Annotated in this window: 19 protein-coding genes; 14 read left to right on the forward strand and 5 right to left on the reverse strand. The window is 44.7% G+C overall.

Annotated elements, in window-relative coordinates:
- Window positions 1-5 precede the first annotated feature (5 nt).
- From GZN30_RS16170 to GZN30_RS16200, 7 genes are all read left to right on the forward strand, one after another.
- Window positions 6-3,377 (forward strand): GH36-type glycosyl hydrolase domain-containing protein, encoded by a 3,372-nt coding sequence (locus tag GZN30_RS16170; protein WP_075648351.1) that lies wholly within the window; start codon window positions 6-8, stop codon window positions 3,375-3,377.
- Window positions 3,378-3,527: 150 nt separating this feature from the next.
- Entirely contained in the window at window positions 3,528-4,514 is a 987-nt protein-coding gene (locus GZN30_RS16175; protein ID WP_075648349.1) for a LacI family DNA-binding transcriptional regulator, read from the forward strand.
- An 8-nt stretch (window positions 4,515-4,522) separates the two neighbouring features.
- A complete protein-coding gene (locus GZN30_RS16180) occupies window positions 4,523-5,770 on the forward strand; it encodes an extracellular solute-binding protein (RefSeq protein ID WP_075648347.1) in 1,248 nt (415 codons plus the stop codon).
- Between the two features lie 28 nt (window positions 5,771-5,798).
- On the forward strand, window positions 5,799-6,674 hold the full coding sequence (locus tag GZN30_RS16185; RefSeq protein WP_075648345.1) for a carbohydrate ABC transporter permease: 876 nt from the start codon (window positions 5,799-5,801) through the stop codon (window positions 6,672-6,674).
- 2 nt (window positions 6,675-6,676) lie between these two features.
- Entirely contained in the window at window positions 6,677-7,498 is an 822-nt protein-coding gene (locus GZN30_RS16190; RefSeq protein WP_075648343.1) for a carbohydrate ABC transporter permease, read from the forward strand.
- Entirely contained in the window at window positions 7,498-7,983 is a 486-nt protein-coding gene (locus GZN30_RS16195; protein ID WP_075648341.1) for a hypothetical protein, read from the forward strand. The genes GZN30_RS16190 and GZN30_RS16195 overlap by 1 nt, the downstream gene beginning before the upstream one ends.
- A gap of 3 nt (window positions 7,984-7,986) precedes the next feature.
- A complete protein-coding gene (locus GZN30_RS16200) occupies window positions 7,987-10,152 on the forward strand; it encodes a glycoside hydrolase family 3 N-terminal domain-containing protein (protein WP_075648339.1) in 2,166 nt (721 codons plus the stop codon).
- 52 nt (window positions 10,153-10,204) lie between these two features.
- Here the strand turns inward: GZN30_RS16200 and GZN30_RS16205 are convergent, their stop codons facing one another.
- Entirely contained in the window at window positions 10,205-10,831 is a 627-nt protein-coding gene (locus GZN30_RS16205; RefSeq protein ID WP_075648337.1) for a LysE family translocator, read from the reverse strand.
- A gap of 325 nt (window positions 10,832-11,156) precedes the next feature.
- On the opposite strand from GZN30_RS16205, the gene GZN30_RS16210 reads away from it, so the two are divergent.
- The gene (locus tag GZN30_RS16210) at window positions 11,157-13,388 is read left to right on the forward strand and encodes a hypothetical protein (protein ID WP_139312202.1); all 2,232 of its coding nucleotides are present in this window, start codon (window positions 11,157-11,159) and stop codon (window positions 13,386-13,388) included.
- A 100-nt stretch (window positions 13,389-13,488) separates the two neighbouring features.
- On the opposite strand, the gene GZN30_RS16215 is transcribed toward GZN30_RS16210, so the two are convergent.
- Window positions 13,489-13,923, reverse strand: a complete 435-nt coding sequence (locus GZN30_RS16215) for an Lrp/AsnC family transcriptional regulator (protein WP_075648397.1) — start codon at window positions 13,921-13,923, stop codon at window positions 13,489-13,491.
- Window positions 13,924-14,167: 244 nt separating this feature from the next.
- On the opposite strand from GZN30_RS16215, the gene GZN30_RS16220 reads away from it, so the two are divergent.
- Together GZN30_RS16220 and GZN30_RS16225 are read left to right on the forward strand one after the other, a co-directional pair.
- Window positions 14,168-15,187: an ornithine cyclodeaminase gene (locus GZN30_RS16220; protein WP_075648335.1), complete on the forward strand. Its 1,020-nt coding sequence runs from the start codon at window positions 14,168-14,170 to the stop codon at window positions 15,185-15,187.
- A gap of 117 nt (window positions 15,188-15,304) precedes the next feature.
- Entirely contained in the window at window positions 15,305-16,234 is a 930-nt protein-coding gene (locus GZN30_RS16225) for a DMT family transporter (protein ID WP_075648395.1), read from the forward strand.
- A gap of 31 nt (window positions 16,235-16,265) precedes the next feature.
- On the opposite strand, the gene GZN30_RS16230 is transcribed toward GZN30_RS16225, so the two are convergent.
- Window positions 16,266-16,733 (reverse strand): Lrp/AsnC family transcriptional regulator, encoded by a 468-nt coding sequence (locus tag GZN30_RS16230; protein WP_075648333.1) that lies wholly within the window; start codon window positions 16,731-16,733, stop codon window positions 16,266-16,268.
- A 138-nt stretch (window positions 16,734-16,871) separates the two neighbouring features.
- Here GZN30_RS16230 and GZN30_RS16235 point away from each other — a divergent pair, with 138 nt between their 5' ends.
- The 3 genes from GZN30_RS16235 (at window position 16,872) to GZN30_RS16245 (ending at window position 22,085) form a co-directional block, all read left to right on the forward strand.
- Complete coding sequence (locus GZN30_RS16235) at window positions 16,872-17,468, forward strand: OsmC family protein (protein WP_075648331.1); 597 nt, start codon at window positions 16,872-16,874, stop codon at window positions 17,466-17,468.
- 564 nt (window positions 17,469-18,032) lie between these two features.
- A complete protein-coding gene (locus GZN30_RS16240; protein WP_075648330.1) occupies window positions 18,033-21,047 on the forward strand; it encodes an NADH-dependent flavin oxidoreductase in 3,015 nt (1,004 codons plus the stop codon).
- Window positions 21,048-21,134: 87 nt separating this feature from the next.
- Window positions 21,135-22,085: an FAD:protein FMN transferase gene (locus GZN30_RS16245; protein ID WP_075648328.1), complete on the forward strand. Its 951-nt coding sequence runs from the start codon at window positions 21,135-21,137 to the stop codon at window positions 22,083-22,085.
- A gap of 24 nt (window positions 22,086-22,109) precedes the next feature.
- Here the strand turns inward: GZN30_RS16245 and GZN30_RS21325 are convergent, their stop codons facing one another.
- Window positions 22,110-22,271 carry a hypothetical protein gene (locus tag GZN30_RS21325; protein ID WP_167521318.1) on the reverse strand — a complete coding sequence of 54 codons (162 nt, stop codon included), beginning with the start codon at window positions 22,269-22,271 and terminating at the stop codon, window positions 22,110-22,112.
- Window positions 22,272-22,412: 141 nt separating this feature from the next.
- Complete coding sequence (locus GZN30_RS16250) at window positions 22,413-22,958, reverse strand: cysteine hydrolase family protein (RefSeq protein ID WP_075648326.1); 546 nt, start codon at window positions 22,956-22,958, stop codon at window positions 22,413-22,415.
- A gap of 109 nt (window positions 22,959-23,067) precedes the next feature.
- On the opposite strand from GZN30_RS16250, the gene GZN30_RS16255 reads away from it, so the two are divergent.
- Entirely contained in the window at window positions 23,068-23,961 is an 894-nt protein-coding gene (locus GZN30_RS16255; protein ID WP_232060516.1) for a GlxA family transcriptional regulator, read from the forward strand.
- Window positions 23,962-23,965 lie beyond the last annotated feature (4 nt).

Raw genomic sequence — 23,965 nt, forward strand, 5'->3', positions numbered from 1 at the left:
TCGCAATGTACCCACAAATTAATCAACCGGCACTGAATGTCGGTGGTGAAAAACTCAATATGACATTTAGCCCACAGGGCATGTTGGCTGCTATTCGCAGTGACAAACTGATGGTATCGCTATTTGAAACACCAACTGGTGAACACGCAATCAGCAATATTTACTTACGCACATTTGAAAATGATGTGGTAACAGCAACGCCGTTGCTTTTTTTTAACCAACAAATTGAAACGTTTATACAGTCAAGTGGTCTACCTGCATGGCGCACGACAACCGACGTATTCCAAGCCACTGTTGCAGTAAAAATTGTCGAGAATGCTTTCTTTTACGACGTTGAAGTGTTGAACACCAGTGGTAGCGATTTCAACTACGATCTCGTTTACGGTCAAGACCTTGGCTTAGCTGATGAAGGCGCAGTGAAAACCAATGAAGCATACTGTTCACAGTACCTTGATCATGAGGTGTTTAATTCATCTGAGTGTGGTTTTACGTTATGTAGCCGCCAGAACTTACCACAAAGTTCAGGTAATCCTCGTATTCAACTTGGTTGTTTCAGCCCTATCGTTGGTTACAGTACAGATGGTTATCAATTCTTCGGTAAACAATTTAAGTTTACTGGTCAGCCAGCGGCGCTGGAACTGCGTGAACTAGCGAACGAAAAGTACCAATATGAATTTGGCTATGTTGCTTTGCAAACTGCGCCAAGCATTGCTCAGCCAAACAAGGCAGCTATCCATACTTTTTATGCGATTGTGGAAGCCAATTGTTCTAGCTCTAACTGGACTCAACCCGTTGCGATGTCAACGATCGTTGAATTGCATGCCAAGGCTGGCTGCTCTCAACTCGAGTCAGCGCTGAAACATCAGCCCCAAGCAAAAGCGGCATACATCAATGGCGCAGAGCTTACTGAGCAAGAGTTAGTTGATTGGTTTGGCGATGAGCGACGTTTCGCTGAAAAGCAGGGCTCTGAATTGTTGTCATTTTTCTATGGCGACAGCCAATACGTGACGCTAGCAGCTAAAGAGCGCTATCTTGAGCGTGCAACGGGTCATGTCATCGCATCAGGCAACAATAAAGATTACCGCAACCCAATCATGAGCGCGACGCATTACATCTACGGTGTATTTAACTCGCAATTGACGCTAGGCAATACTTCTTTCAACAAGCTATTAGGTGTATGTCGTAACCCATTGAACCAGTTTGCTAACAGCGGTCAGAGAATTTGGGTAAAACAAGGCGAGCAATACCAAGTTTTGGGTATGCCTTCAGCATACGAAGTTGGTACTAACTACTCTCGTTGGATCTATAAATACGGCGATGGTTTCATTGAAGTACGCTCGTTTGCTTCTGCAGAATCGCCGCTCATTCAACTTGAGATTGCTACTCATGGTCTGAATTCTTTACTCGAAGTTGCAGTGTCTCATCAATTGGTGTTTGGCAATAACGAAGGTGAAAGCAAGATCTGTGTGAGCCAAGAAGGTAAAGGTTTCGTTGTTCGCGGTGAAAATGAACTGATTGGTAAGTTCGGTAAAGATCTAAGTTTTGCAATTGAGCCAAGTGCCGAGCTTAGCGAGTGCGATATCTTCACTAATCCAGAGACTAACTCTGCTGAATATCTAGTTCTTAAAGGTATTGTTAGCGATAAAGCTCGCATTGCTATTGGTGGCGAGTTTAACGGTGTGAATTCAAAAGGTAAGTGGGTTGATTTTGATGAAGAGACGGCAAAATGCCACTCTCAAGTCAATCAACTGACTAAAGGTTTCAAGCTGCATTTTGAAGCCGATGAATTGAACAGCCAACGTCTGAATGAGACGGTACATTGGTTTACACATAACGCCCTTGTGCACTACAGCACGCCGCATGGTTTAGAGCAATATTCAGGCGCGGCGTGGGGTACACGTGACGTATCGCAAGGCCCGTTTGAGCTGTTTATGTCGATGCAAGAGTACGCGAAAGCTCGCGACTTGCTTAAAGAAATCTATAGTCATCAGTATCAAGAAACCGGTACGTGGCCACAATGGTTTATGTTTGATCAATATGCGGCAATTCAACAAGAAGAGTCACATGGTGACATCGTTGTTTGGCCATTAAAAGCACTAGCCGATTACCTTGCTGTGACGGGTGACTTCGAATTGCTCAATGAAATGTTGCCATACACACTAGCGCATCATGGCTTTGCGAAGAGTGAACAAACATACTCACTGTTTGCACACGTTGAACGCCAAGTTCAGCACATTATCGACAATCTAGTCCCTGGTACTTCACTCTCTTGTTATGGTGATGGTGACTGGGATGATACTTTGCAGCCTGCGAATCAGTCATTGCGTGAAAATATGGTTAGTGGTTGGACGATTCCGCTTACCTTACAAGCATTGAAGGGCATGGTTACAGTGCTAGAAAAGAATGCATCACACGTTGAGTTCTCTGCGCAACTGGCGCAGTTGGCACAAGCAATGGAGCATGATTACTACCACTACTTGATTAAAGATGACACCATCGCTGGCTTTATTCACTTTGATCGTGCCGAAAATGGCGAAGTGAAAGAAGTGGAATATTTACTTCACCCTGCTGATAAGAAAACAGGTATTAAGCATCGTCTGCTGCCTGCGAGTCGCTCAATTATCTCCGAGACATTCTCGCCGGAAATGGCGCACAGCCACATGGCAGTGATCAAAGATCGCTTGGTTCATCCGGACGGTGTGCGCTTGATGGATAAAATGGCTGAATATAAAGCGGGTGAACAAACGTATTTTAAACGTGCAGAGTTAGCGGCGAACCTGGGTCGTGAAGTCGGCCTGCAGTACTGCCATGCGCATATTCGTTTTATTGAAGCGTTATGTAAGCTGGGGGATGCAGAAGCGGTATTTGATAACCTGTACAAGATTATTCCTGTTGGTATTCAAGATGTGGTTCCAAATGCAGAGCTACGCCAGTCGAATGCATACTTCTCGAGCTCTGATGCCAAGTTTAACGACCGTTACATGGCTTACGATAACTTTGAAAAAGTACGCTCTGGTGAAGTGGCAGTGAAAGGTGGCTGGAGAATCTATTCAAGTGGTCCAGGGATCTATTTAAATCAATTGATTAGTAGTGTGTTCGGTTTACGTTTCGACAACCATGATTTGGTTCTTGACCCAGTTATCTCGCCACGTTTGGGCAAGGTTGCTATTGAATACGAAATCGAAGGTAAGTTGGTTAAACTGCTCATTTCACCACAACAAGGCAGTCATACACCTAAAACGATTAAACTGAATGGTCAAGACGTACCATTTGAGTTAATGCCTAACCGCTATCGTTCCGGTGCGGCGTTGGTATATCGTAAGTGGTTGAATGAAAACTTAAATCAGAACGATAATTTACTTGAGATTACTCTTTAAGAAATGAGGTTAATCCGGAAATCCGGATTAACCTCCCGTATTTCTAACGCTAATTCAGCAATAATTGTTGCTTAATGCGCTTTCTTGGTAGAATCGTTTCAACAAAACCAGTTGGCGGTTAATGATTCTAAACAAGGACATAATTTATACATGACAGTTACGATTAAAGATGTAGCCAAAAAAGCAAACGTGTCGATTGCGACCGTTTCTTATGCTATGAACGGAAGCACTCGTATCAGTGAAGCAACACGCAAGCACGTGCTTAGCGTTGCCGCAGAAATGAATTACGTAGCAAATAGCAATGCAAAACAACTCAAGCAGAAAAAGAGCAATGCTATCGGTCTATTCTTCAACTCATGGTTTGGTCCTATCTACAGTGAATTAGTGAAAGGTATTGAACAAGTATGTCATCAACATGGTTATGACCTAGTGGCATGCAGTATGTACGGCAATGAAAATTCGACTGCACATAAATACATTCGAGACAGAGTCGTTGACGGTGCCATTATTCTTACCAACTCGTTTGATGATGAGTTCTTAAAGGCTATAGCGAAAAAGGATTTCCCAATTGCAGTTTTGGACCGCGAGGTTTCAGGTCCACACATTTATAATATTTTGATTGATAACTTCGGCGGTGCGTTTGCTGCCACTAAAGCCTTGATCGCTTCTGGATGCGAAGAGATTTATTACTTTGGTGGACCGAATGACTCATACGATGCTCAAAAACGCCTTGATGGATACATCTCTGCGCTTGGTTATTTCAAAATTGCTGTAAATGATGACTTGCTGGTTGAGAGTGACTTCACTGAGAAATCAGCGTACGCACAAATGCTCGAACTGCTCGAAAAAGGCAAACAGCCGAAAGCGGTTTTTGCAGCGAACGATGAAATGGCTATAGGTATTATGCGTGCTGCAAAAGAGCACGGTATCAATATCCCTGAAGATATGAAGCTAGTCGGTTTTGACGATATACATATGGCTGAATTGATGATTCCTAGGTTGACGACCATCTCCCATCAGAAAACAGGTATGGGTGAGTTAGCTGCACAAACATTGATTGATGCACTTAGCGGTGAAAAAGACCTGGAAGAATTACGCATCCTACCAACTAAGCTGATCTCGAGGGAAACTTTGTAGGGTAGATCATGAAGAAATGGTTAATCGGGTGTGCGCTTGCCCTTAGCTATCAAACCTGTGCGGCGGCTGCCACTAAGTTAGAGGTGATGACGCCTGCAGGTAACTATATGAACTTCGTTCGTCAGGAAGTGATTCCTGAATTTAATAAACGCTTTCCTGACGTGAAAGTGGTGGTATCGAACGATGAGAACCTAGAGACACGTATGGCTGCCGGTGACTTGCCAAACCTCTATGCAGGGGTGTTTGGCTACCAACCGGCTAAGTATGCCAAGATGGGGAAATTGGCATATTTTGATCAATTCGAAGGTTATCAAGAATTGGTTGAGCGTATTGATCCGGTATTTATGCGCAAAAATTTTGGTCGCAGCTACTACATTCCATGGAATGTGACCACCCAGCTAATGATTTATAACAAAGAGCTATTTCGTGAAGCGGGATTAGACCCTGAACAACCGCCTAAAACTTGGGATGAGTTTCTTGTTGCGGCGAATAAAATAAACCAACTGCCGCCAAGATCCGATGGCAGCCCAGTCTATGGGACAGTGCTATGGAATGACGTCCTATCGACGGGGAGCTGGTATTGGGGGATGCTTGCTCAGTTGTATTACAACTTCAACGGTGGTGAATATACCTTGTTAAACCGTTTTGGTACTCATCCCATTTTCGATAAGCAAGACGCCAATATGGCGACGTTTCTCTCGACTATGCAGCGAGTACAGCAGTATGCCCCACTTACTATGGAGAAGAGCTTTTTCTCAAGAAACATTGGTATGTGGCCACAGTTTGGTTTCGGTTGGAAAGCCAACTTGGCGGAAGCTGCGCAAAAGCCAATGGTGATTGGTGAAGATGTTGGGTTAGCGCCGATTCCAACTCTAAACAAAGGTGAGCAATCTTATTCGACGTTAGATGGTCGCGCACTGATGATCTTTAAAAGTGATCAAGAACTAGAGCAGTTGAGCTGGCAGTTTGTCCAAGTATTGATGGATGACGAGCTAAACCACAAAGCGAACATGACGCTTGGTCAGCTTCCAGCGTTGGTATCGTTGAAAGAGCGCCCTTATTACAAGAGTGCTGAGGCAAAACCGTTTGTGGAGCAACTTCCTTATACCATCATGAGTGAACCATTTGCACAGTCGGCAGATGTGGCCAATATCATTTTGCAGCAATACTCCAAAGTAGTGTTGAAAAAAGAAGTAACACCTCAACAAGCTGTCGATGCAGCAAGTCAACAGGCTAAAGATATATTTAAGCAATAATATATCAACGGATTAGTGTGGTAAAAATATGAAAAGAAATAATCTCATTATGGGATATGTATTCCTTGCACCTTGGATTATATATTTCACTGTTTTCTTGATGTATCCATTCTTCCTTTCTTTTGAAAGTAGTTTTTTGAATGTGAATATTTTACTTCCGGAAAATACTAAGTTTGTTGGTTTGGCAAACTGGATTTCTGTTGTAACAGATACGTTATTTTGGAAGTCACTATTCAACGTGTTATTTAACCAGGTTATATTTGTATTTCTGAGTTTTATTATTGGCTTGGGTTTAGCTTTGCTGTTAAATGAAATTAAATTCATGGCAAGCTTCTTTCGAACCATTATGTTCATACCAGTGATTACTTCGATTACGGTTGCGATGGTGATCTTTGATTTTGTTTCTGGACCATCCGGTCCAGTGCAAAGTGCGATGGTCGAATCATCTATGTTAAGCGAGCCTGTTTTTTGGAAGTTTGAGCAATGGTTGCCAATGCCTGTGATTGCAGTGTTCAGCGCCTGGAAGTGGTTTGGTGTTCAGATGATCATTTTCCTTGGCGGTATTGCAAGTATTGATCGTTCTTTGTTTGAAGCTGCTGATATCGATGGCGCTTCGTGGTGGCGTAAAACGAGCAAAATCACACTGCCAATGATCATGCCGCAAATCATCTTTGTTATGACCATGAATATTATTAACGGTCTACAGATGTTCATCGAAGTATTTATGAACTTTGATTTAAGTGGTGGTCCTTACCAATCAGCATTAACACCGGTTTTATATCTCTATCAAACGGGTTTTGAACAGATGAAAATGGGTGAGGCGTCAACGATAGGCTTGATGCTTGCTGCTGTTATTTACTTGTTAACCATGATGCAGTTGAAGATCACTAGCAAGGAAGATTAACGATGGAAAAGAATAAAAATAAAACCATATTAATTTATGGCACTTTGGTACTCGCTTCTATATTGGTAATGTATCCATTCTTTTATATGATTATTAACTCATTCAAGACTGGTCCAGAAATTATGCATTACCCGAACAGTCTACCAAAAGAGTGGTCATTCAAAGGCTATATTGAAGTATTTGAGTCAGTGAATTTGTTTCGCGTATTCTTTAATACTATTTTCATCTCAGTTTCTGTTACTGTGCTAAATACTTTGTTCTCTTCAATGGTTGCGTATGCCATCGTCAAAACTAATCTTCCAGGACGTGAGTTTTGGTTAAAAGTTATTTTGGGTTCGATGATGATTCCAGCCGTACTTTTTACCATTCCTACTTACATGATGATGTATGAGTGGAACTGGATTAATACATACCGAGTGTTGATTATTCCAGGCTCGATCAGTGCGTATAACATCTTCTTGTTGGTTCAGTTTATGAAGCAGATTGACAACGCTTACCTTGAAGCGGCACGCATTGATGGCGCAAGTGAATTCCGTATCTTTAGAAAGATTGTCTTACCAATGCTACGCCCTGCGCTGGCTACTGTAGGTATTTTGACCTTCATGGGGGCGTGGAATGACTTTATGGGACCGCTACTGTACGTTCGTGATGAGTCATTAATGACGCTGCAATTAGCCTTGTATAACTTCCAAACCGAAGTTCCGGGAACGAACTTGGAGCAGTTATGGGCGATGACAACCATGATAGCTGTTCCTGTGGTTATTGTTTTCTTCTGTTTGCAAAAGAACTTCATTAAAGCGTTTACCGGGGTAGGGGTGAAGTGATGAACAATATGATCAAGTGGGGCGCTTTAGCAGCACTGGTGCTGGTGGCGTATAGCGCGGCATGGCTTAAAACCTATAACCTTTCTCAGCAGTACTTCGAGTTTGCAACTGAGCAACAACAACAAGGTAACGTGATTATTGCTCTGAAAGGGATGAACAAACTGGAGCTGCGCCGAGGTGATGAGTATTTAGGTGGCTATCAACAAGTTATCGAAACCTGGGAAGGGGCGGTGCTTGGTCCTAAGCCTAACTATTACTACCAAGCCTTAGTGAAGCCAAACGAGATTATTAATCAGTTGAGTGCGAAGCAACTAGAAGAGTTTATTCAGATTTATGTCGAACTAGATTCTCGCTATGTACCAGAAGTTGCGGATCAACTTCAACAGGTAGCAAGTGATTCAGGTAACGTGCAACTTGCCAGCGAAATGAGAGAGTTTTTGGCTGAAGCCTTCCCTTACTACAAAGCTCAGAGCAATATGGAGTAACCGATGGAAAAGTATCAAGATGCGTCACTACCTCATCATGAGCGTGTAGAAGATCTCTTAGCGAAAATGACTGTTGCGGAGAAAATTGGTCAACTTTGTCAGTCTCCGATGTTGGAATACGCTGACAACCGTGAGGTCTATTTAGCTAAAGTCAGCCGAGGTGAGTGGGGCTCGCGTATTCTTGCCGATACCGCTTGGGCTGGGAATGCGCCAGGCGAAACGGTTGACCCAAATCAATTGAATGAAATCCAAACAGCGGCGGTTGAAGGCAGTCGACTTGGGATCCCAATTATTTTTGCTCGTGATGTGATTTACGGGCAAAAAACTGTGCTGCCAATCCCGTTAGCTCAATCATGTTCATGGAACCCTGAGTTAGTTCAACAAGCTTATCGCTGTATTGCAGCGGAAGCGGCATCCTTAGGCATTAATTGGACTTTTGCTCCGATGCTCGACATTGTGCGCGATCCTCGTTGGGGTCGAGTTATTGAAAGTTCAGGTGAAGATCCGTTTTTAACTAGCCAAATGGCAAAAGCAGTCGTAAAAGGTTTCCAAGGCGACGATCCTGCCGCGGCTGACAGTTTAGTTGCCTGTGCTAAACATTTTGTCGGTTATGGCGCTTCTGAAGGTGGGCGTGACTATGATACCACCGAGATCTCTGTTAACACTTTACATAACGTTTATCTGCCACCATTTAAAGCAGCAATTGAGGCGGGGGTTGCGACTGTGATGTCTGGTTTTAATGATCTTGGTGGCACGCCAGTGACAGGTTCTAAAACGCTGGTTCAAGGTTGGTTAAAACAACAACAAAGATTTTCTGGCATGGTTGTTAGCGATTGGGGCTCGATTTCTGATCTGGAGTACTTTGGCGTCGCAAAAAATGGCACAGAAGCTGCGGTTAAAGCACTTCAAGCCGGCATTGATATGGCGATGACCCATGAAGCTTATGAGGATTTTGTCGCATCAGCGTTAGAGAAAAATCCTGAGTTGATGAACTATGTTGATGACTCTGTACGCCGTGTTTTGCTAACTAAGTTCCGAGCCGGGCTATTTGAAAACCCTTATGTTGACCCTGAATCTCACAAACAGATGTTGGGTAAATCTTCCCACAGCGAGATGGCGCTTAAGCTTGCCGAGCAATGCTTGGTGATGCTGAAAAACAACAAGGCTATTTTACCGCTACAAGACAGCGGTTTGACCGTAGCCGTTATTGGTCCGCATGCTGACTCAAAACGCCAGCATCTTGGTTCTTGGTGTCTTGATGGTAAAGCCGATGATGTGGTCTCTATCATTGAAGGTATTAAACAACTGAGTAATGCAAACACGGTCATCACCGATGATTGTGCTTTTAGTGATGAGATGGTTGAGTGCGCGCATCGTGCTGACGTTGTGGTGCTATGTGTTGGAGAAAGCCACCGCAGAACGGGTGAAGCAAGAAATATCGCCGAGCTTACCTTACCTGCTGGTCAAGAGCAGATGATTGAAGCGATTGGTAGAACGGGTAAACCGTTAATCGTCGTGCAATGTACTGGGCGTCCAGTGCCGTCTGCTGCGATTGAGCGCTATGCAGATGCGCTAATCTATGCTTGGCAAAGTGGCACTCAAACGGGCAATGCGGTAGCTCGAACACTCTATGGTATTAATAACCCGTCAGGTAAACTAACCATGACTGTACCAAGATCAACCGGTCAAATTCCAATTTACTATGCGCGTAAAGAGTTGGGCAAGATGAGGGCGTTTCAAGAGTACCAAGCGTATAAAGACTCTCAGCATACGCCACTGTATCCGTTTGGGTATGGGCTTAGCTTCAGTCAATTCGAGTATTCCAACTTGGTTGTGAATTCAGATCGCTATTTAGTGGGTGATGATATCGAAGTTGCTGTTGATGTACGCAATAGTTCAGCAGTCGATGGTTACGAAGTTGTCCAATGCTATATTTCGCAAACGGGCACTTCAACGACACGACCTAAGCGCGAGCTCAAAGGCTTTGCAAAACAGTTTATCGCGGCAGGCGAAGAAGCTAAGGTTCGCTTTACCATTAAGGCAGATGAACTAGCGTTTTACGGAATCAATGATCGTTTTGAGCAAGAAGCAACACAATTAAAGATCATCGTGGGTAAAGATTCTGACGCGATACTAGCAGTGTCGGTACAAATAGAGCGTCAAATCTAACCAGTATGCGTTTTAATAAGACATCCTCCCTTTGAGGATGTCTTATCACTTATCACTTATCACTCAGCGCAATTTTGCCCGCTAAACCAATCAGTAATACCCCAGAAACACTTTCAAGCGCGCGCGAGTAGCGCATCGAGTTGGGGTGGCTGAATAGCCAACTGCCTAATGTCGCGTAGAGCAAATTGCAACCCGTTGCCAGAGCGCTAAAAATTAGCCCGAGCATCAGCAGTTGTGTCGATGTTGCCCCTGCTGATATATCGATAAACTGCGGCAAAAAAGAGAGAAAGAATAGGGCGACTTTGGGGTTGAGTACGCTAACGACCACACCCTGCATAAAGATGTTACGATTAGAGTTTGTTGATTGGGTCATCTGTAAACTGTTGCCACCACGCCAAGCGGAAAGCAAAGCTTGGATACCCAGATAAACAAGATAAGCGGCACCGAGCCATTTAACCGCAGTAAAAGCAAATGCCGAGCTAACAATAATCGCTGAAAGCCCGAGGCATGCCGCGAGCGTGTGGACAACATAGCCAGCACCTAAACCAAGTGCGGCTTTGATGCCTGTGGTCATTTTGCCCTTCATCGTATTGGAGACAATGTAGACGACATCAGGACCAGGAATAAGGTTTATCGTTAAACAGGCGATGACAAATAGAAGTAGTGTGTTGATATCCATATCTTTCCTTCCTTGGTGTCGTTTTATGATATTGATTGCGCAAAAAACAATCAACCCTGCCTTGTCAGTCCATTTGCAAATCACTTCTCATTTTGCTTAGTGACAAGTTCAACCTCAAAAAAATTGATACTGACTTTAGTGTTAATAATCAGAGTGTTGAATATTAAAACTATCAATAGTTAATATCAGTATTATCAATAGCATTGAACTGTTGGCGTCTCTATCCAATACTTATCTTCGAGTTTTACGTCCTTTTTTGCGTGTCATTTTGAGATGAAATTTGACACTAAACCGCTTGGTTTGAGGTTACTTGGGTATAAAAATAATGAAAAACAGACAGTTAAATTTTTGGGTGAGTGGGATTTGTTATTTTTTAAGCACCACGCCGGTATTGGCAGGCTCTGCCTTGGTGTTACCTGGCTTGCATCAACCTGGTACGGATCTGCAAGGTAATCCGTTAACCAGCCACCAAGTGATAGAGTGGGAGTTAAACCATGCTGATATCGTGTTTGGCTCATACGCGGACAAAAGTGATAACGAGCGAGTCAAAGCGCTTGGCTATATGTATAACCAAAAGCTCGAGCTAAACAGTGGCGCTGTTGAGAATCAGGTGCGCAATTATGCAGAATTAAATGGTCTCAACTACGAAGATTTCTTCCTCCATTTTGCTGAAGACACGGTGTTAGCGGAAATTGAGCCTTCTCATGGCGAGAACACGATCCTCAACCGTAAGCCAATGATTGTTGGTTACACCGCTAGTGATGATCACGCGGGATTCTGGCTCTACCAACAGCCATCATGGGATGCCGACGTGTTTGCTAATCATCAAAATGGTGGCGCGTTATATGTGTACCATGCTGAGCAGTTCGATCGTCTGGTGCTAAAATTCAGTCAGTTTGCACAAGGTGGTTCCTTTATTGTTGAATATCCATCGGCTGTTGATAGTCGCGGTGAAGTCACACAGTGGTCGCGGTTTGATATCAAGAAAGACAAAACCGACAACATGACTAAAAACCAAAATGTTATCTGGCAAATGCCGAGTGATTGGCAGCGTGCTACGACTCATGATGGCAGTGGAGCCAGTTATGGTGGCGGGCAATATTTTGGTTCTACGTTTCTGCGAGATGGTGGTCGGCTCTATGCGGTGAGAATTACTTGGCAAGGTAGTGAGCAAGATGTGCGTCCAAGGCTTAAAGAAGTCAAACTCAAAAATAGTTTCCCTGTGGTTAAACTCACCGATGCGCCCACACATACACCAAGCGGCAGTGAGATCAATACGTGGCGCAAGGTGCGTGGTTTTGATGTCTCAGCGGATCTCAATCAAGACAATTACTTGTCTTGGAATGAATACAAAAATCGCAGTAATAAAAATGCCACGGCGCGCTTTAGATGGGAATCTCGGGTGATCCCATTTGGACGAATGTGGAGCCAGAACTCATCATGGGCAATCACCAATATAGCCAGTTCAGGCTTCCTTGATGCGATGCATGATTTCTACTCAGTTGAGTGGGCGGAGCAAGGGCTCAATGGTGCATACAATGATGATACCAATAAGTTAATTGGTGCTAATCAGTTTACGGTTTACTCCGGCGGGACGGTGACTGAGCTCGGTTTGGTAGTTGATAGCGATGCGGCTGACACTCTGTATAAGCAGCAGTTTTCTTCTTTTCTCAATCGTCTCGCACAGAGAGAAGCCGATGCGTTGATCGGGCTGAATATCGGTACTGCCAACCTTTATGGACGTAATGGTCAAACGCATTTGGTGGATGCGGGCTCACTCTATTTACGCGAGCATTACTTGTTTCCATCTACAGGATTTACCGGTTACGCAGGCATCGCTAAGTTTTGGGACAATTCAGCACTGGCTGAGCAGGGAAATAGCGTAATTTTTCAAGCGACGACCCGCTACGGGAGAGTGCAATACTTTGGTTATAGCCAAGAGAACTGGCAGCAAGATCAATACTCAAGCTTGGCGGCGTTTTATCTTAATTTTCACCCACAATACAGCTATTTCAATCAGTGGAATAACGGCTTTATTTATGGCAGTGACAACACCACCGAGAGTAATTTTTGGCAGGCTGGTGTTGCTAAAAACATTGCCTATCAGCCTACTGCGTTGCAAGCGATTGACATTGGTGAGCCCGCTAATGCGATTCCGGTTGGATACCAAGCTATTCCGTTGATGATGTCTACACTGACTCCTACGCCTGCCGACTACACTATCGTCGGAGATTCGACCGCAACATCTGTTATGCATGCTGATCTACCTAATGGCGCGACGAAGTTGCTTCCAACTTACACTTACTTTGCCTATCAGTCTGAGCGTCAAGTGGTGAATGGGGCACCCGAAGAGATGGTGCTTGCGCGTGAGTTCAGCAAAGGAAGGGTGCTTTATCGCACTGATTTTTCTGGACGGAATGCCGCTTACTACTCAGCAGAGCCAATCACGATTACTTTGCCGCAACCGATGCGCGTGGTCGATAGCCAAGGCAACATAGGCGATTATGTTTCACAGGTAGAAATGGGTGGTTATCAGGGGATGATATTGCTCTATTAACGCTAGTGTTTTCAAATGGGCTCTCCGATGAGCCCGTTATAGTGCGCTTTAATGCTATATTAAGCCGAAATTTGTTTAGACAATCGGACTAGCGAGAAGGTTAAAAAATCTGGTCGAGCAATAAGTTGGTTTCGGTTTGCACAATGCCTTTGATTGAGCGAATCCGCACTAATAATCCGCCAAGCACCGAGAGGTTTTCCGCTTGGACTTCAGCTATTAAATCCCAATGTCCATTGGTGTGATAAACCGAAATGACTTCATGGAAGGCTTCTAACTCTTTGAGTACATTCGCTTCATCTTTAGCTTCGACAGAAATACTCATAATGATCTTGACTGTGTGTGCTTCAACTTCAGCCTCGTGTTTGAGTTTGACGGTATAACCGAGGATCACTTCTTCTTTTTCTAACTTGTTGATGCGATTTTGCACCGTCGCCCGCGATACTTTGAGTTTATTGGCTAGGTTCACCACTGACATGCGGGCATTTTTTCTCAATAGAGCCAATAGTTGGCGATCAATATCATCTAGGTTACTCATTGCAAAACTCAAAATAGAAAGTGGCTTTAGCATAATGCCACATTTAGCTATCAAAATGATAATTTTGCTTAAACTTTTGTGCATTAATCTGTCTTTTTGTTGGCTCAACTTCGGCTTAGAATGAGCCTGAACAACATAAAAATACAATTAAATCTCCCTCTCTAACTAAGAGTGTTACCGAGTGGTTGTTAAGAACAATGACTCGGTAGCAATTGGTGTAAGAAAGGGAACAGTGAGACTTAAGATGACATTATTTCTAGATGTAGATGCACTATCCAAATTAGTAAAAGCTCAAGGTTGTGAGACCTTTATGGGCGGTTTACTCGAGTACATGCAACAGGACTTTTCTCGTTGGGAAGAGTTCGATAAATCTGCTCGCACGGCAGCACATAGTGAAGTGGGGGTGATTGAACTTATGCCAGTGGCTGATCAGCAAAACTACGGGTTTAAATTTGTAAATGGTCACCCATCAAACCCTAAGCACGGTCTCTCTACCGTTATGGCGTTTGGCGCATTAGCCGATGTGGCGACAGGCTACCCTCGATTATTGTGTGAGATGACCATTTCGACCGGTCTGCGCACTGCGGTTACTTCGGTAATGGCGGCGAAAGCGTTGACTCGCCCAGATTCTAAAGTGATGGGCTTGATTGGTTGTGGTGCGCAGAGCGAGTTTCAATCGATTGCTTTTCATAAATTACTTGGCATCACTGAGTTACGTATCTTTGATATTGATAGCGCAGCGATGGATAAATTGGCGAATCACTTACTAGCATACCCAGAGCTTAAAGTGGTTGCGGCAAACTCAGCCAAAGAGTGTGTTCAAGGTGCAGATATCGTTACAACCGTAACCGCAGATAAAGCTTACGCAACTATTCTGACTCCAGATATGGTTGAGGCGGGCATGCACATTAACGGTGTGGGTGGTGATTGTCCGGGCAAAACGGAGCTGCATATTGATGTGCTGCGTGCAGGCAAAATCTTTGTTGAGCATGAGCCACAAACTCGTGTTGAAGGAGATATTCAACAACTGCCTGCCGAGCATAAGGTGAATCCATTGTGGGAAGTGATTGCAGGTAAAGCTCAAGGGCGTGATAGCGCTGAGCAAATTACCATTTTTGATTCAGTAGGCTTCGCACTCGAAGATCTTTCGGTATTGCGTTACACCTATGATTTGGCAACTGAGCTAAATATCGGCGAGCAGATCGAAATTGTGCCGCGCATGGCAAACCCGAAAGATCTGTTTGGCTTGATGATGAGCCGCTAGACCTAATGATTGCTGAATTGAAGTTATAACCAAGGCGAACTAAAAAGTTCGCCTTTGCTTTTATAAGCGCTGACAAGTTAGTATGGAAAATTGCATCAGCCCGCGATGGACCGCCAAATGACACCTCAAATCAAACATCAAATGACCTCGACCGTTTGGGGCATGCTTATACTGCTTTCAATATTGTGGGGCGGGTCCTTTTTCTTTGTCGGCGTCGCAGTCAATGAATTGCCACCGTTGATTATTGTCACGTTGCGCGTGAGTTTAGCCGCTCTAACGCTTTGGGTGATTGCATTGCTCACGGGGCATCGTCCTCCCAAAGATTACCGTGTATGGGCAGCCTTTCTTGGTATGGGGCTTCTCAATAATGTGATTCCATTTCTGCTGATTGTTTGGGGGCAAACTCAGATTGCTTCTGGTTTAGCGTCAATTCTAAACGCCGCGACGCCAATATTTGGCGTGGTGGTCGCAGGTCTCTTTTTACCGGATGAAAAGCCCACATCTCTTAAAGTGTTGGGGGTGGTGATTGGCTTTATTGGTGTGGTGACCATGATAGGTTTACCGGCATTGGGCGGCGAAAGTCCTTTGCTGGCACAGCTAGCGATATTAGGCGCAAGCACCAGCTACGCGTTTGCCAGTGTGCATGGTCGACGCTTTAAAGCGATGAAGATCAGTCTAATCATGTTGGCAGCCGGGCAGGTGACCGCATCGAGTCTGGTTTTATTGCCTATCGCACTGGTGGTAGAAAGCCCAAGTTTGTTTGCCAATGTAAGCTTGCATACTTGGCTGGCAATTTTGGGTCTGGCGGTGGTCTCGACCGCGCTGGCTTACATGTTGTACTTTAAGATCTTAGAGCTTGCTGGTGCGACGAATGTTTTATTGGTAACGCTATTAGTGCCGGTCTCTGCAATTTTACTTGGCGTCGTATTTTTGGATGAATCCTTGCAGCCAATCCACTTAATTGGCATGGCGCTTATCGCGCTTGGCTTGTCAGCGATTGACGGGCGACTTTGGCAAAAGCTGCGTAATCGAGCGCGAGCAAACTAGCCCGATTACAACGTCACGACTTCGAATGCTGTCAGTCAGGCATGTTAATAGGTAACGCGCTGGTATGTTTGACCTCATCCAAGACAAATAAAGTCTGTGCTTCCCTGACCTCGGGGAAGCTACGCAGCTCTTTTAAGATAAACTGTGACAACTCTTTGTTGGTGCGAGCAACCACTTTCATTAGGTGGTCATAAGGACCAGATAGTGAGTAACACTCTAAGATGAGTGGGTGTTCGCAAGCCGCTTTTTTAAACTCATCAAACGCGGCTTCATTACGTTGGTCAATACTTACTTGGATAAACGCGACCACACCAAATCCTGCTTTCTCGGCATCCAACATTGCACCGTACTGTTTGATCACTCCGGTTTCTTCTAATTGCTTGGTACGCCTTAAACACGTGGATTCAGACATATCCGTGGCTTTAGCCAATTCAACAATGGATTTTCGACCATTCTCTTGCAGATGAGAGAGTATCTTTTTGTCTTGTTTAGTCAGCATGACGTAATCCTTCAAAATGACAGGTAGATATGAATGAAGCCACCATAATAGCTTGAATTAGAGGCGACTTTGACGACTAAATTCACATCTTTTCGCATAAAATCTATTCAGCGTTACGGATTAAACAAGGAACAATTAATGGCAACAGAAAAGTTTTTCCACGTGGGTGAATTAAACGCAGAGCAACCCCAACCGACTCAATATGAACCATCAAAGTTTGCGAAAGCGCGTCATCCAGAGCCTTATCGTTTTGAAGTAAACTTAACCGCTGAAGCGGGTGATATGCAGAAAAAAACCGGCGTCGTATCCGTCAACATTCCCGGTTTTAGCCCAGTCAAACTCTATTGCGATGAACAGCCACCAGTGGGTAATGATACCGCTCCGCCGCCGCTTGCGTTCTTTTCTGCGGGAATTGGTTTCTGTTTGATGACACATTTAACCGACATTTTGAATGCACGTAAAATCCAAGTGGATTCACTGAAGTTAGAGCAACGTATTGTGTTTAAAACTAATCTAGGTCACATGCGCGACCACGGTTACATGACCGATGGCGGTTGTGACATCGTTGAAACACACGTGATCATTGAAAGCCCTGAGCCAGAAGAGAAGATCAAAGATCTGCTCAATGAAGCGGAAAATGGCTGTATGGCACACTATGCATTGCGAAATCCAATTCCTTGGTCAACTAGACTGGTTTATAACGGAGAAGAAGTAATTAGCCGTAGTGGTAACTAGTCACGATTTCGTTGATCTTTATTAATAGTAGTGATGGACGTTTGCGCAAATATTTACGTTAGGTATTTGCGCTTTTTTTATATTTTACAGGAGGCGTTATTTAAATTAAGCCGCTTAGTTTCAGCTTGAACATGTACTGTTTGGCAATACTAAATGTGCGTAATGTCACATATTTGATGGTGACTATAATTGACCTATCCCGTCGTTATTGCCACTGAAGTCATTGGCGCTGTGGGCAGAGGTTTATGGGGTTGAGTTCTAAACAATTTCAATAATATCATTCTCTTAATATAAAAATTGCCTTGGATGATAGAGTGTTTCAACTGTTTCTGAGAGTTTGCCGCTGCGTTAAATAATGTATCCATCATGCAGCAATACATAAGTTAATGCGCGTTAAGCATAGTAAAAATGCAAACTATTCATTTTACTCATAATGTTAAAGGACTAGTATTTTGGAGTCTTCAGAGTGCCTATTTGGTTCTCATATCAAAAATACTTCCGCCACGTAAAACTGAACGATAAGTACGTTTCATATGAGAATTAATCTGTATAAGGAAACTACCTATGGCTCAGTTAGTCGATGAAATTGTATTTCAGTCCGGGGTCAAGCTAAATAACCGTATCGTGATGGCGCCAATGACCATCCAATCTGCGTTTTTTGATGGTGGCGTTACTCAAGAAATGATCAATTACTACGCGGCACGCTCAGGTGATGCAGCGGCGATCATTGTCGAGAGTGCGTTTGTTGAAAACTATGGTCGAGCATTTCCAGGTGCGCTAGGTATCGACACCGACAGTAAAATTGCTGGCTTAGCGAAATTGGCAGCGGCAATCAAAGCCAAAGGTTCAAAAGCGATTTTGCAGATCTACCATGCTGGTCGTATGGCAAACCCTGAATTTAACGGTGGTCATCAGCCAATTTCTGCCAGCCCTGTAGCGGCTTTGCGCGACAATGCTGAAACGCCACTTGAGATGACCAAAGATCAAGTCGAAGCGATGATCGACAAGTTCGGTGATGCAGTAAGACGCGCTATCGTCGCTGGCTTTGATGGTGTCGAAATCCATGGCGCTAATACCTACCTCATTCAGCAGTTCTTTTCACCACACTCAAACCGTCGCCGCGATAAGTGGGGCGGTAATATCGAAAAGCGCACTAGGTTCCCACTAGAAATATTGGCGAAGACTAAGCAAGTTGTCGCTGAGCACAATAAAACCGAGTTTGTCATTGGTTACCGATTCTCACCGGAAGAAATTGAACAACCGGGTATTCGCTTTGACGATACCATGTTCTTACTCGATAAGCTTGCCGCGCACGGTTTGGACTACTTCCATTTCTCAATGGGCAGTTGGCTGCGTAATTCGATTGTTACGCCAGAAGATCAACAGCCACTGATTGATAAATACCGTCAGATGCAATCTGAATACGTCGCGAAAGTGCCAGTGATTGGTGTGGGTGGTATTGCCCAGCGCGTGCATGCTGATAAAGCCCTAGAGCAGGGCTACGATATGGTGAGTATCGGTAAAGGCTACTTAGTTGAGCCAACTTGGGCTGGTAAAGTTCTGCGTGATGAGCCTTGCGCTGAGTTTGCGGACATTGCCCAGCAAGATGCGTTGCAAATTCCAACTCCGCTGTGGGAAATCATGGATTACATGATTGTCGACAGTGCGGCAGAAGCGTTGAAACACCAACGCATTAAAGAACTGCAAAATGTGCCAATCAAGTTTAACTCTGGTCAATATACAGCGTATGGACGTGGTCACAATGGCGACTTACCGGTTACGGTAACCTTCTCTGAGGATCAAATCCTTGAAATCGTTGTCGATTCTTCAAAAGAGTCGGATGGTATCGCAAACCCAGCGTTCGAGCGTATTCCACAGCAGATCCTTGATGGACAGACGCTTAACATCGATGTGATTTCAGGGGCGACAGTAAGTAGCCAAGCTGTATTAGATGGGGTGTCCAATGCGGTTGATTTAGCTGGTGGTAACTCAGAAGCATTGCGCTGCAAGGCAAAAGAAGCGGTGGTATGGTCTTCGAAAACCATTAAAGAAACGGTGGATGTCGTCGTCGTCGGCGGCGGTGGTGCGGGTTTAAGTGCAGCACTGACAGCACTTGATAAAGGCAAGTCTGTTATCTTGCTGGAAAAATTCCCAGCGATTGGCGGTAACACGGTTCGTACCGGTGGTTGGGTCAACGCTGCAGAGCCTGCATGGCAAAATGATTTCCCAGCTCTACCGGGTGAAAAAGAGACCTTAATGCTTTTGGCGAAAACGCCAGAATCTGAGTTTGTTGGTCAGTACCTTGAAGATTTCCGCGTACTAAAATCTCAGCTTGATGATTACTTTACCGCTTTGGCTAATGGTGAGCAGTACTTGTTTGACTCTGTTGAACTACACCGTATTCAAACCTATCTAGGTGGTAAGCGCACTGACTTAAATGGCGAGGCGATTTTTGGTCAATATGATTTGGTTGAAACGCTGACTTCTCGCTCGATGGAATCGATTGATTGGTTGAGTGACAAAGGTATCGACTTTGACCGCAGTGTGGTTGAAATCCCTGTAGGGGCGTTGTGGCGCCGTGCTCATAAACCAAAGCGTCCAAAAGGTGTTGAGTTTGTCGATAAACTGCAAAAACGCATTCAAGAGCAAAATGGTCGTATCATTACCGATACGCGCGCGACAGATTTGATTGTTGAAGAGGGCAAAGTCGTTGGTATCAATGCGGTTCAAGCGAACGGAACTCGATTAGAGCTGCGCATTAACCATGGTGTAGTGCTGGCGTCTGGCGGTTTTGGCGCGAATACGCAGATGATCAAAAAGTACAATACCTATTGGAAAGAGATCGCCGATGATATCAAAACCACTAACTCTCCAGCTCTCGTAGGCGATGGCATTGAAATCGGCGAGAAAGCGGGCGCTGAATTGGTGGGTATGGGCTTTGTGCAATTAATGCCAGTAGGCGATCCTAAATCTGGCGCTCTGCTAACAGGTTTGATCGTTCCGCCAGAGAACTTTGTCTTTGTTAACCAACAAGGTAAGCGTTTTGTTGATGAATGTGGTAGCCGTGATGTGTTGTCATCCGCCTTCTTTGACAATGGTGGTCTGATTTACATGATTGCCGATGAGAATATCCGCCAAACTGCGGCGAACACATCTGATGAAACCATTGAGCGCGAAATCAAAGAGGGCATCATCATTCAAGCCGATACGCTTGAAGAGCTAGCTGAAAAGATTGGTGTTCCGGCAGAGCAGTTAACCGAGACGATTGCTCAGTACAATCACTGTGTTGAACAAGGGCAAGATCCAGAGTTCCATAAGAGTGCGTTTGGTTTGAAAGTCCAGCAGGCACCATTCTACGCCACACCACGTCAACCATCGGTTCACCACACTATGGGTGGTTTGAAGATTGACACCAAGGCGCGTGTTATTGGCACTGATGGTCATGCTATTCAAGGGCTATACGCGGCAGGTGAGGTGACTGGGGGTATCCACGCGGGTAACCGTTTGGGTGGTAACGCACTCATCGATATCTTCACTTACGGTCGTATTGCGGGTGAGAGCGCTGCGGATTCAATTTAATTATCTGAATTTTTAGCGAGATAGGGGGGAGCGACGCTTCCCTCTTTTTTCTTTTTAGTCAGCGAGTTAGCAGAAAGTAGAAGCTGTATGACCAATTACCGCACCAGTTTTCAGATGATGGGAACCATTATTGAATTAGTGGTTTATCACCCAAATGGTGAGCAACTGATTCGACAGGCTTACCAACAACTTCAGAATTATGCCCAGCGTTTTACAGTGAATCAGCCAAACTCTGAATTGATGGCGGTGAATCACAACGCGGGTATCGCTCCAGTTACGGTTGAAGATGACTTGTTCCAATTGATCAAGCTGGCAAAAGCGCGCAGCCAAGATCTCAATAACCCTTTCAACATTGCGATTGGTCCGTTAGTCAAAGCTTGGCGAATCGGTTTTAACGACGCCAAAGTGCCGAGTCAAAATGAAATCAAAGCCAAGCTTGGTTTGGTCGACCCAACGAATATCTTGCTGGATGAAGCGAATAAGTCCGTCTATTTAAGCCAAGTCGGGATGGAGATTGACCTTGGAGCAATCGCCAAAGGTTACTTCGCTGATCAAGTAAAACGTACGTTAGTTGATGCGGGTGTCGAGCATGGTTTTATTAGTCTTGGTGGCAATGTGCTGACTATTGGCTATTCACCGAAAAACAGCAACCACGCTTGGAATGTCGGCATTCAGAATCCACTAGCCGCACGTGGCGATGTGTTACGTGCGGTGCCTTTGAAAGGTATGTCTATGGTCACTTCGGGTATTAACGAGCGCTATTTTGATGTTGATGGTCAGCGTTACCATCATCTGTTGGATGCAAGGACAGGCATGCCAATTACCACTGAAATTGCCAGTTTGACCATCATTTCCGAGCAATCGGTCGATGGCGAGATATGGAGTACAGCAGGCTTTTTACCGAGTGTGGCTGAGGCAATGGATTACATTAATGTGCAAGCGGGCATTGAAGCCGTCGCAGTATCAAAGGAGGGGGAAGTGTCAGTGACGAACGGTTTAGTGGATCAAGGCGGGATGATTGTGCCCGCCGAGTTTTGAATATATTGCCGCTAGGACTTGGCATCAATCATCCGCACCGCATTTGGCGCATTCTTGATAGGTGCGTTCACCTTCACTGATCACCACATAGCTACTGACGCACTTGTCGCACAAAGCCAGTTTCGGGTAGGCGATTTTCTCTTTCTTAGAGCTGATATCGCCTTCGGTAACGTAAAATTGTCTCATGAATTGCAATTATTAGCTGTGAGAGAGGATGGAGTATAACTGGCTTGATGCGGTTTGTCTTGCTAGCAGCTGCTTCCATCAAAGCTTTTGTATAGAGGTAGCAGCGCCAGCATAGTAGGGGAATTAACTCGGCATTAAATGCTATTCATTCGTTATTTCACTGACACTTAATATCTGCGCAATGTTGGCTACTTCAGCGAGTGCTGTTTGATGTACCACTTCCGCGGGAATCACTTGGTCGAAAAGTGGTAGTGCGCAAGTGGCGCAAGCATTGTGAGCGATAGTTGCTTTAAGACCGTACTCGATGGTCGCACGTGCTGTGCTACTCACACACATATGGGTCATCATTCCTGCAAGAACCACATCAGTTATACCTTGCTCATTGAGAACTTGAGCTAAGTTGGTGGCCGCGAAAGCATTAGGATAGTGCTTGATAATGACGGTTTCACCGTCTTTAGGTGCCACAGTCGGGTGGATTTTTTGTCCTTCAGTGCCTTCTAACATAAATCCAAGCTCTGGGCTGGCGGCAAGGTGTTGAATGTGGATGATTGGTTGCTCAGTTTGACGAAAGTGTGTTAGCAATTTTTGCGCGTTAAGTGCCGCTTTACTCGGTTCAAAAAGCGTCATTGCGCCACCTTCAAAATAGTCATTCTGAATATCGATAATGATTAGTGCTTGTTTAGTCATAGGTGCTCTCCTTGATTTGATGTGGTTACTTTACACCCAGTACCAGCCATTTATAATGTCCCAAATGGACAATTTAAGGTCAGATATGGACAAGGGAAGGATTAAGGTTGTGATCCTCGAAACAGAGCACGTCATGGAGTCGGCTGCTGCTGGGATCAGCGATATTTTAGCGGTCGCGAACTACGTGTTAGACGCTCCGTTATTCATGGTGACTAAGGTTAATTGTTCAGAATTACCCGTTGAGTCTGTGCCTGATGTGGTATTTATTCCGCCGCGAAAAATTGGCGCGGATATCCATTACGACCCAACTTTACTGACAACCCTAAAGCAATGGCATGGGCAGGGGTGCACCGTGGCAGCCAACTGCGCAAGTGTGTTTTGGTTGGGGTACGCGGGTTTATTGGAAAATAGAGCCGCCACCACTCATTGGAAATTGTGCGATCAACTTGCGAGTGAATTTCCTGCAATGGCAGATGTTAAACGCCATGAGATGGTCGTCGACGAAGGCAGTGTGGTGACGGGTTCGGGTCTATTTGCTTTCCAAGATTTAGCTCTTCATCTTATCGCTCGTTACGCAGGTTTTGATCTTGCTAAAGAAGTGGCTGATATTTGTCTGCTGGACTTCTCTGGACGGCTACAAGCCTATTACGAGCGTTTTTTGCCAGACTTGAGCCATGGGAATGCGTTGGTCTTGAAAGCTCAGCAATATTGTCATCACACGCCATTAGATGAGCAAAGTAACAAAGCCATGGCGGATATTTGCTGTGTGAGTGAGAAAACCTTAACGCGGGCGTTTAAAAAGGTACTCAACCTGACCCCACAACAGTATCGACTGAACTATAAAATGGATGTCGCCAAACGAGAAATGAACATCAATAAATCGACAGTAGAACAGGTGGCCTTTTTGTTGGGGTATAACGATGTGAGTAACTTTACCCGAGTATTTAAGAAGGTGGTGGGAATCACACCGACCCATTATCGTTCAAGGTTTGCCACAGACTAAATTT

Origin of the sequence: Vibrio ponticus (assembly GCF_009938225.1) — a bacterium.
Classification (GTDB): domain Bacteria; phylum Pseudomonadota; class Gammaproteobacteria; order Enterobacterales; family Vibrionaceae; genus Vibrio; species Vibrio ponticus.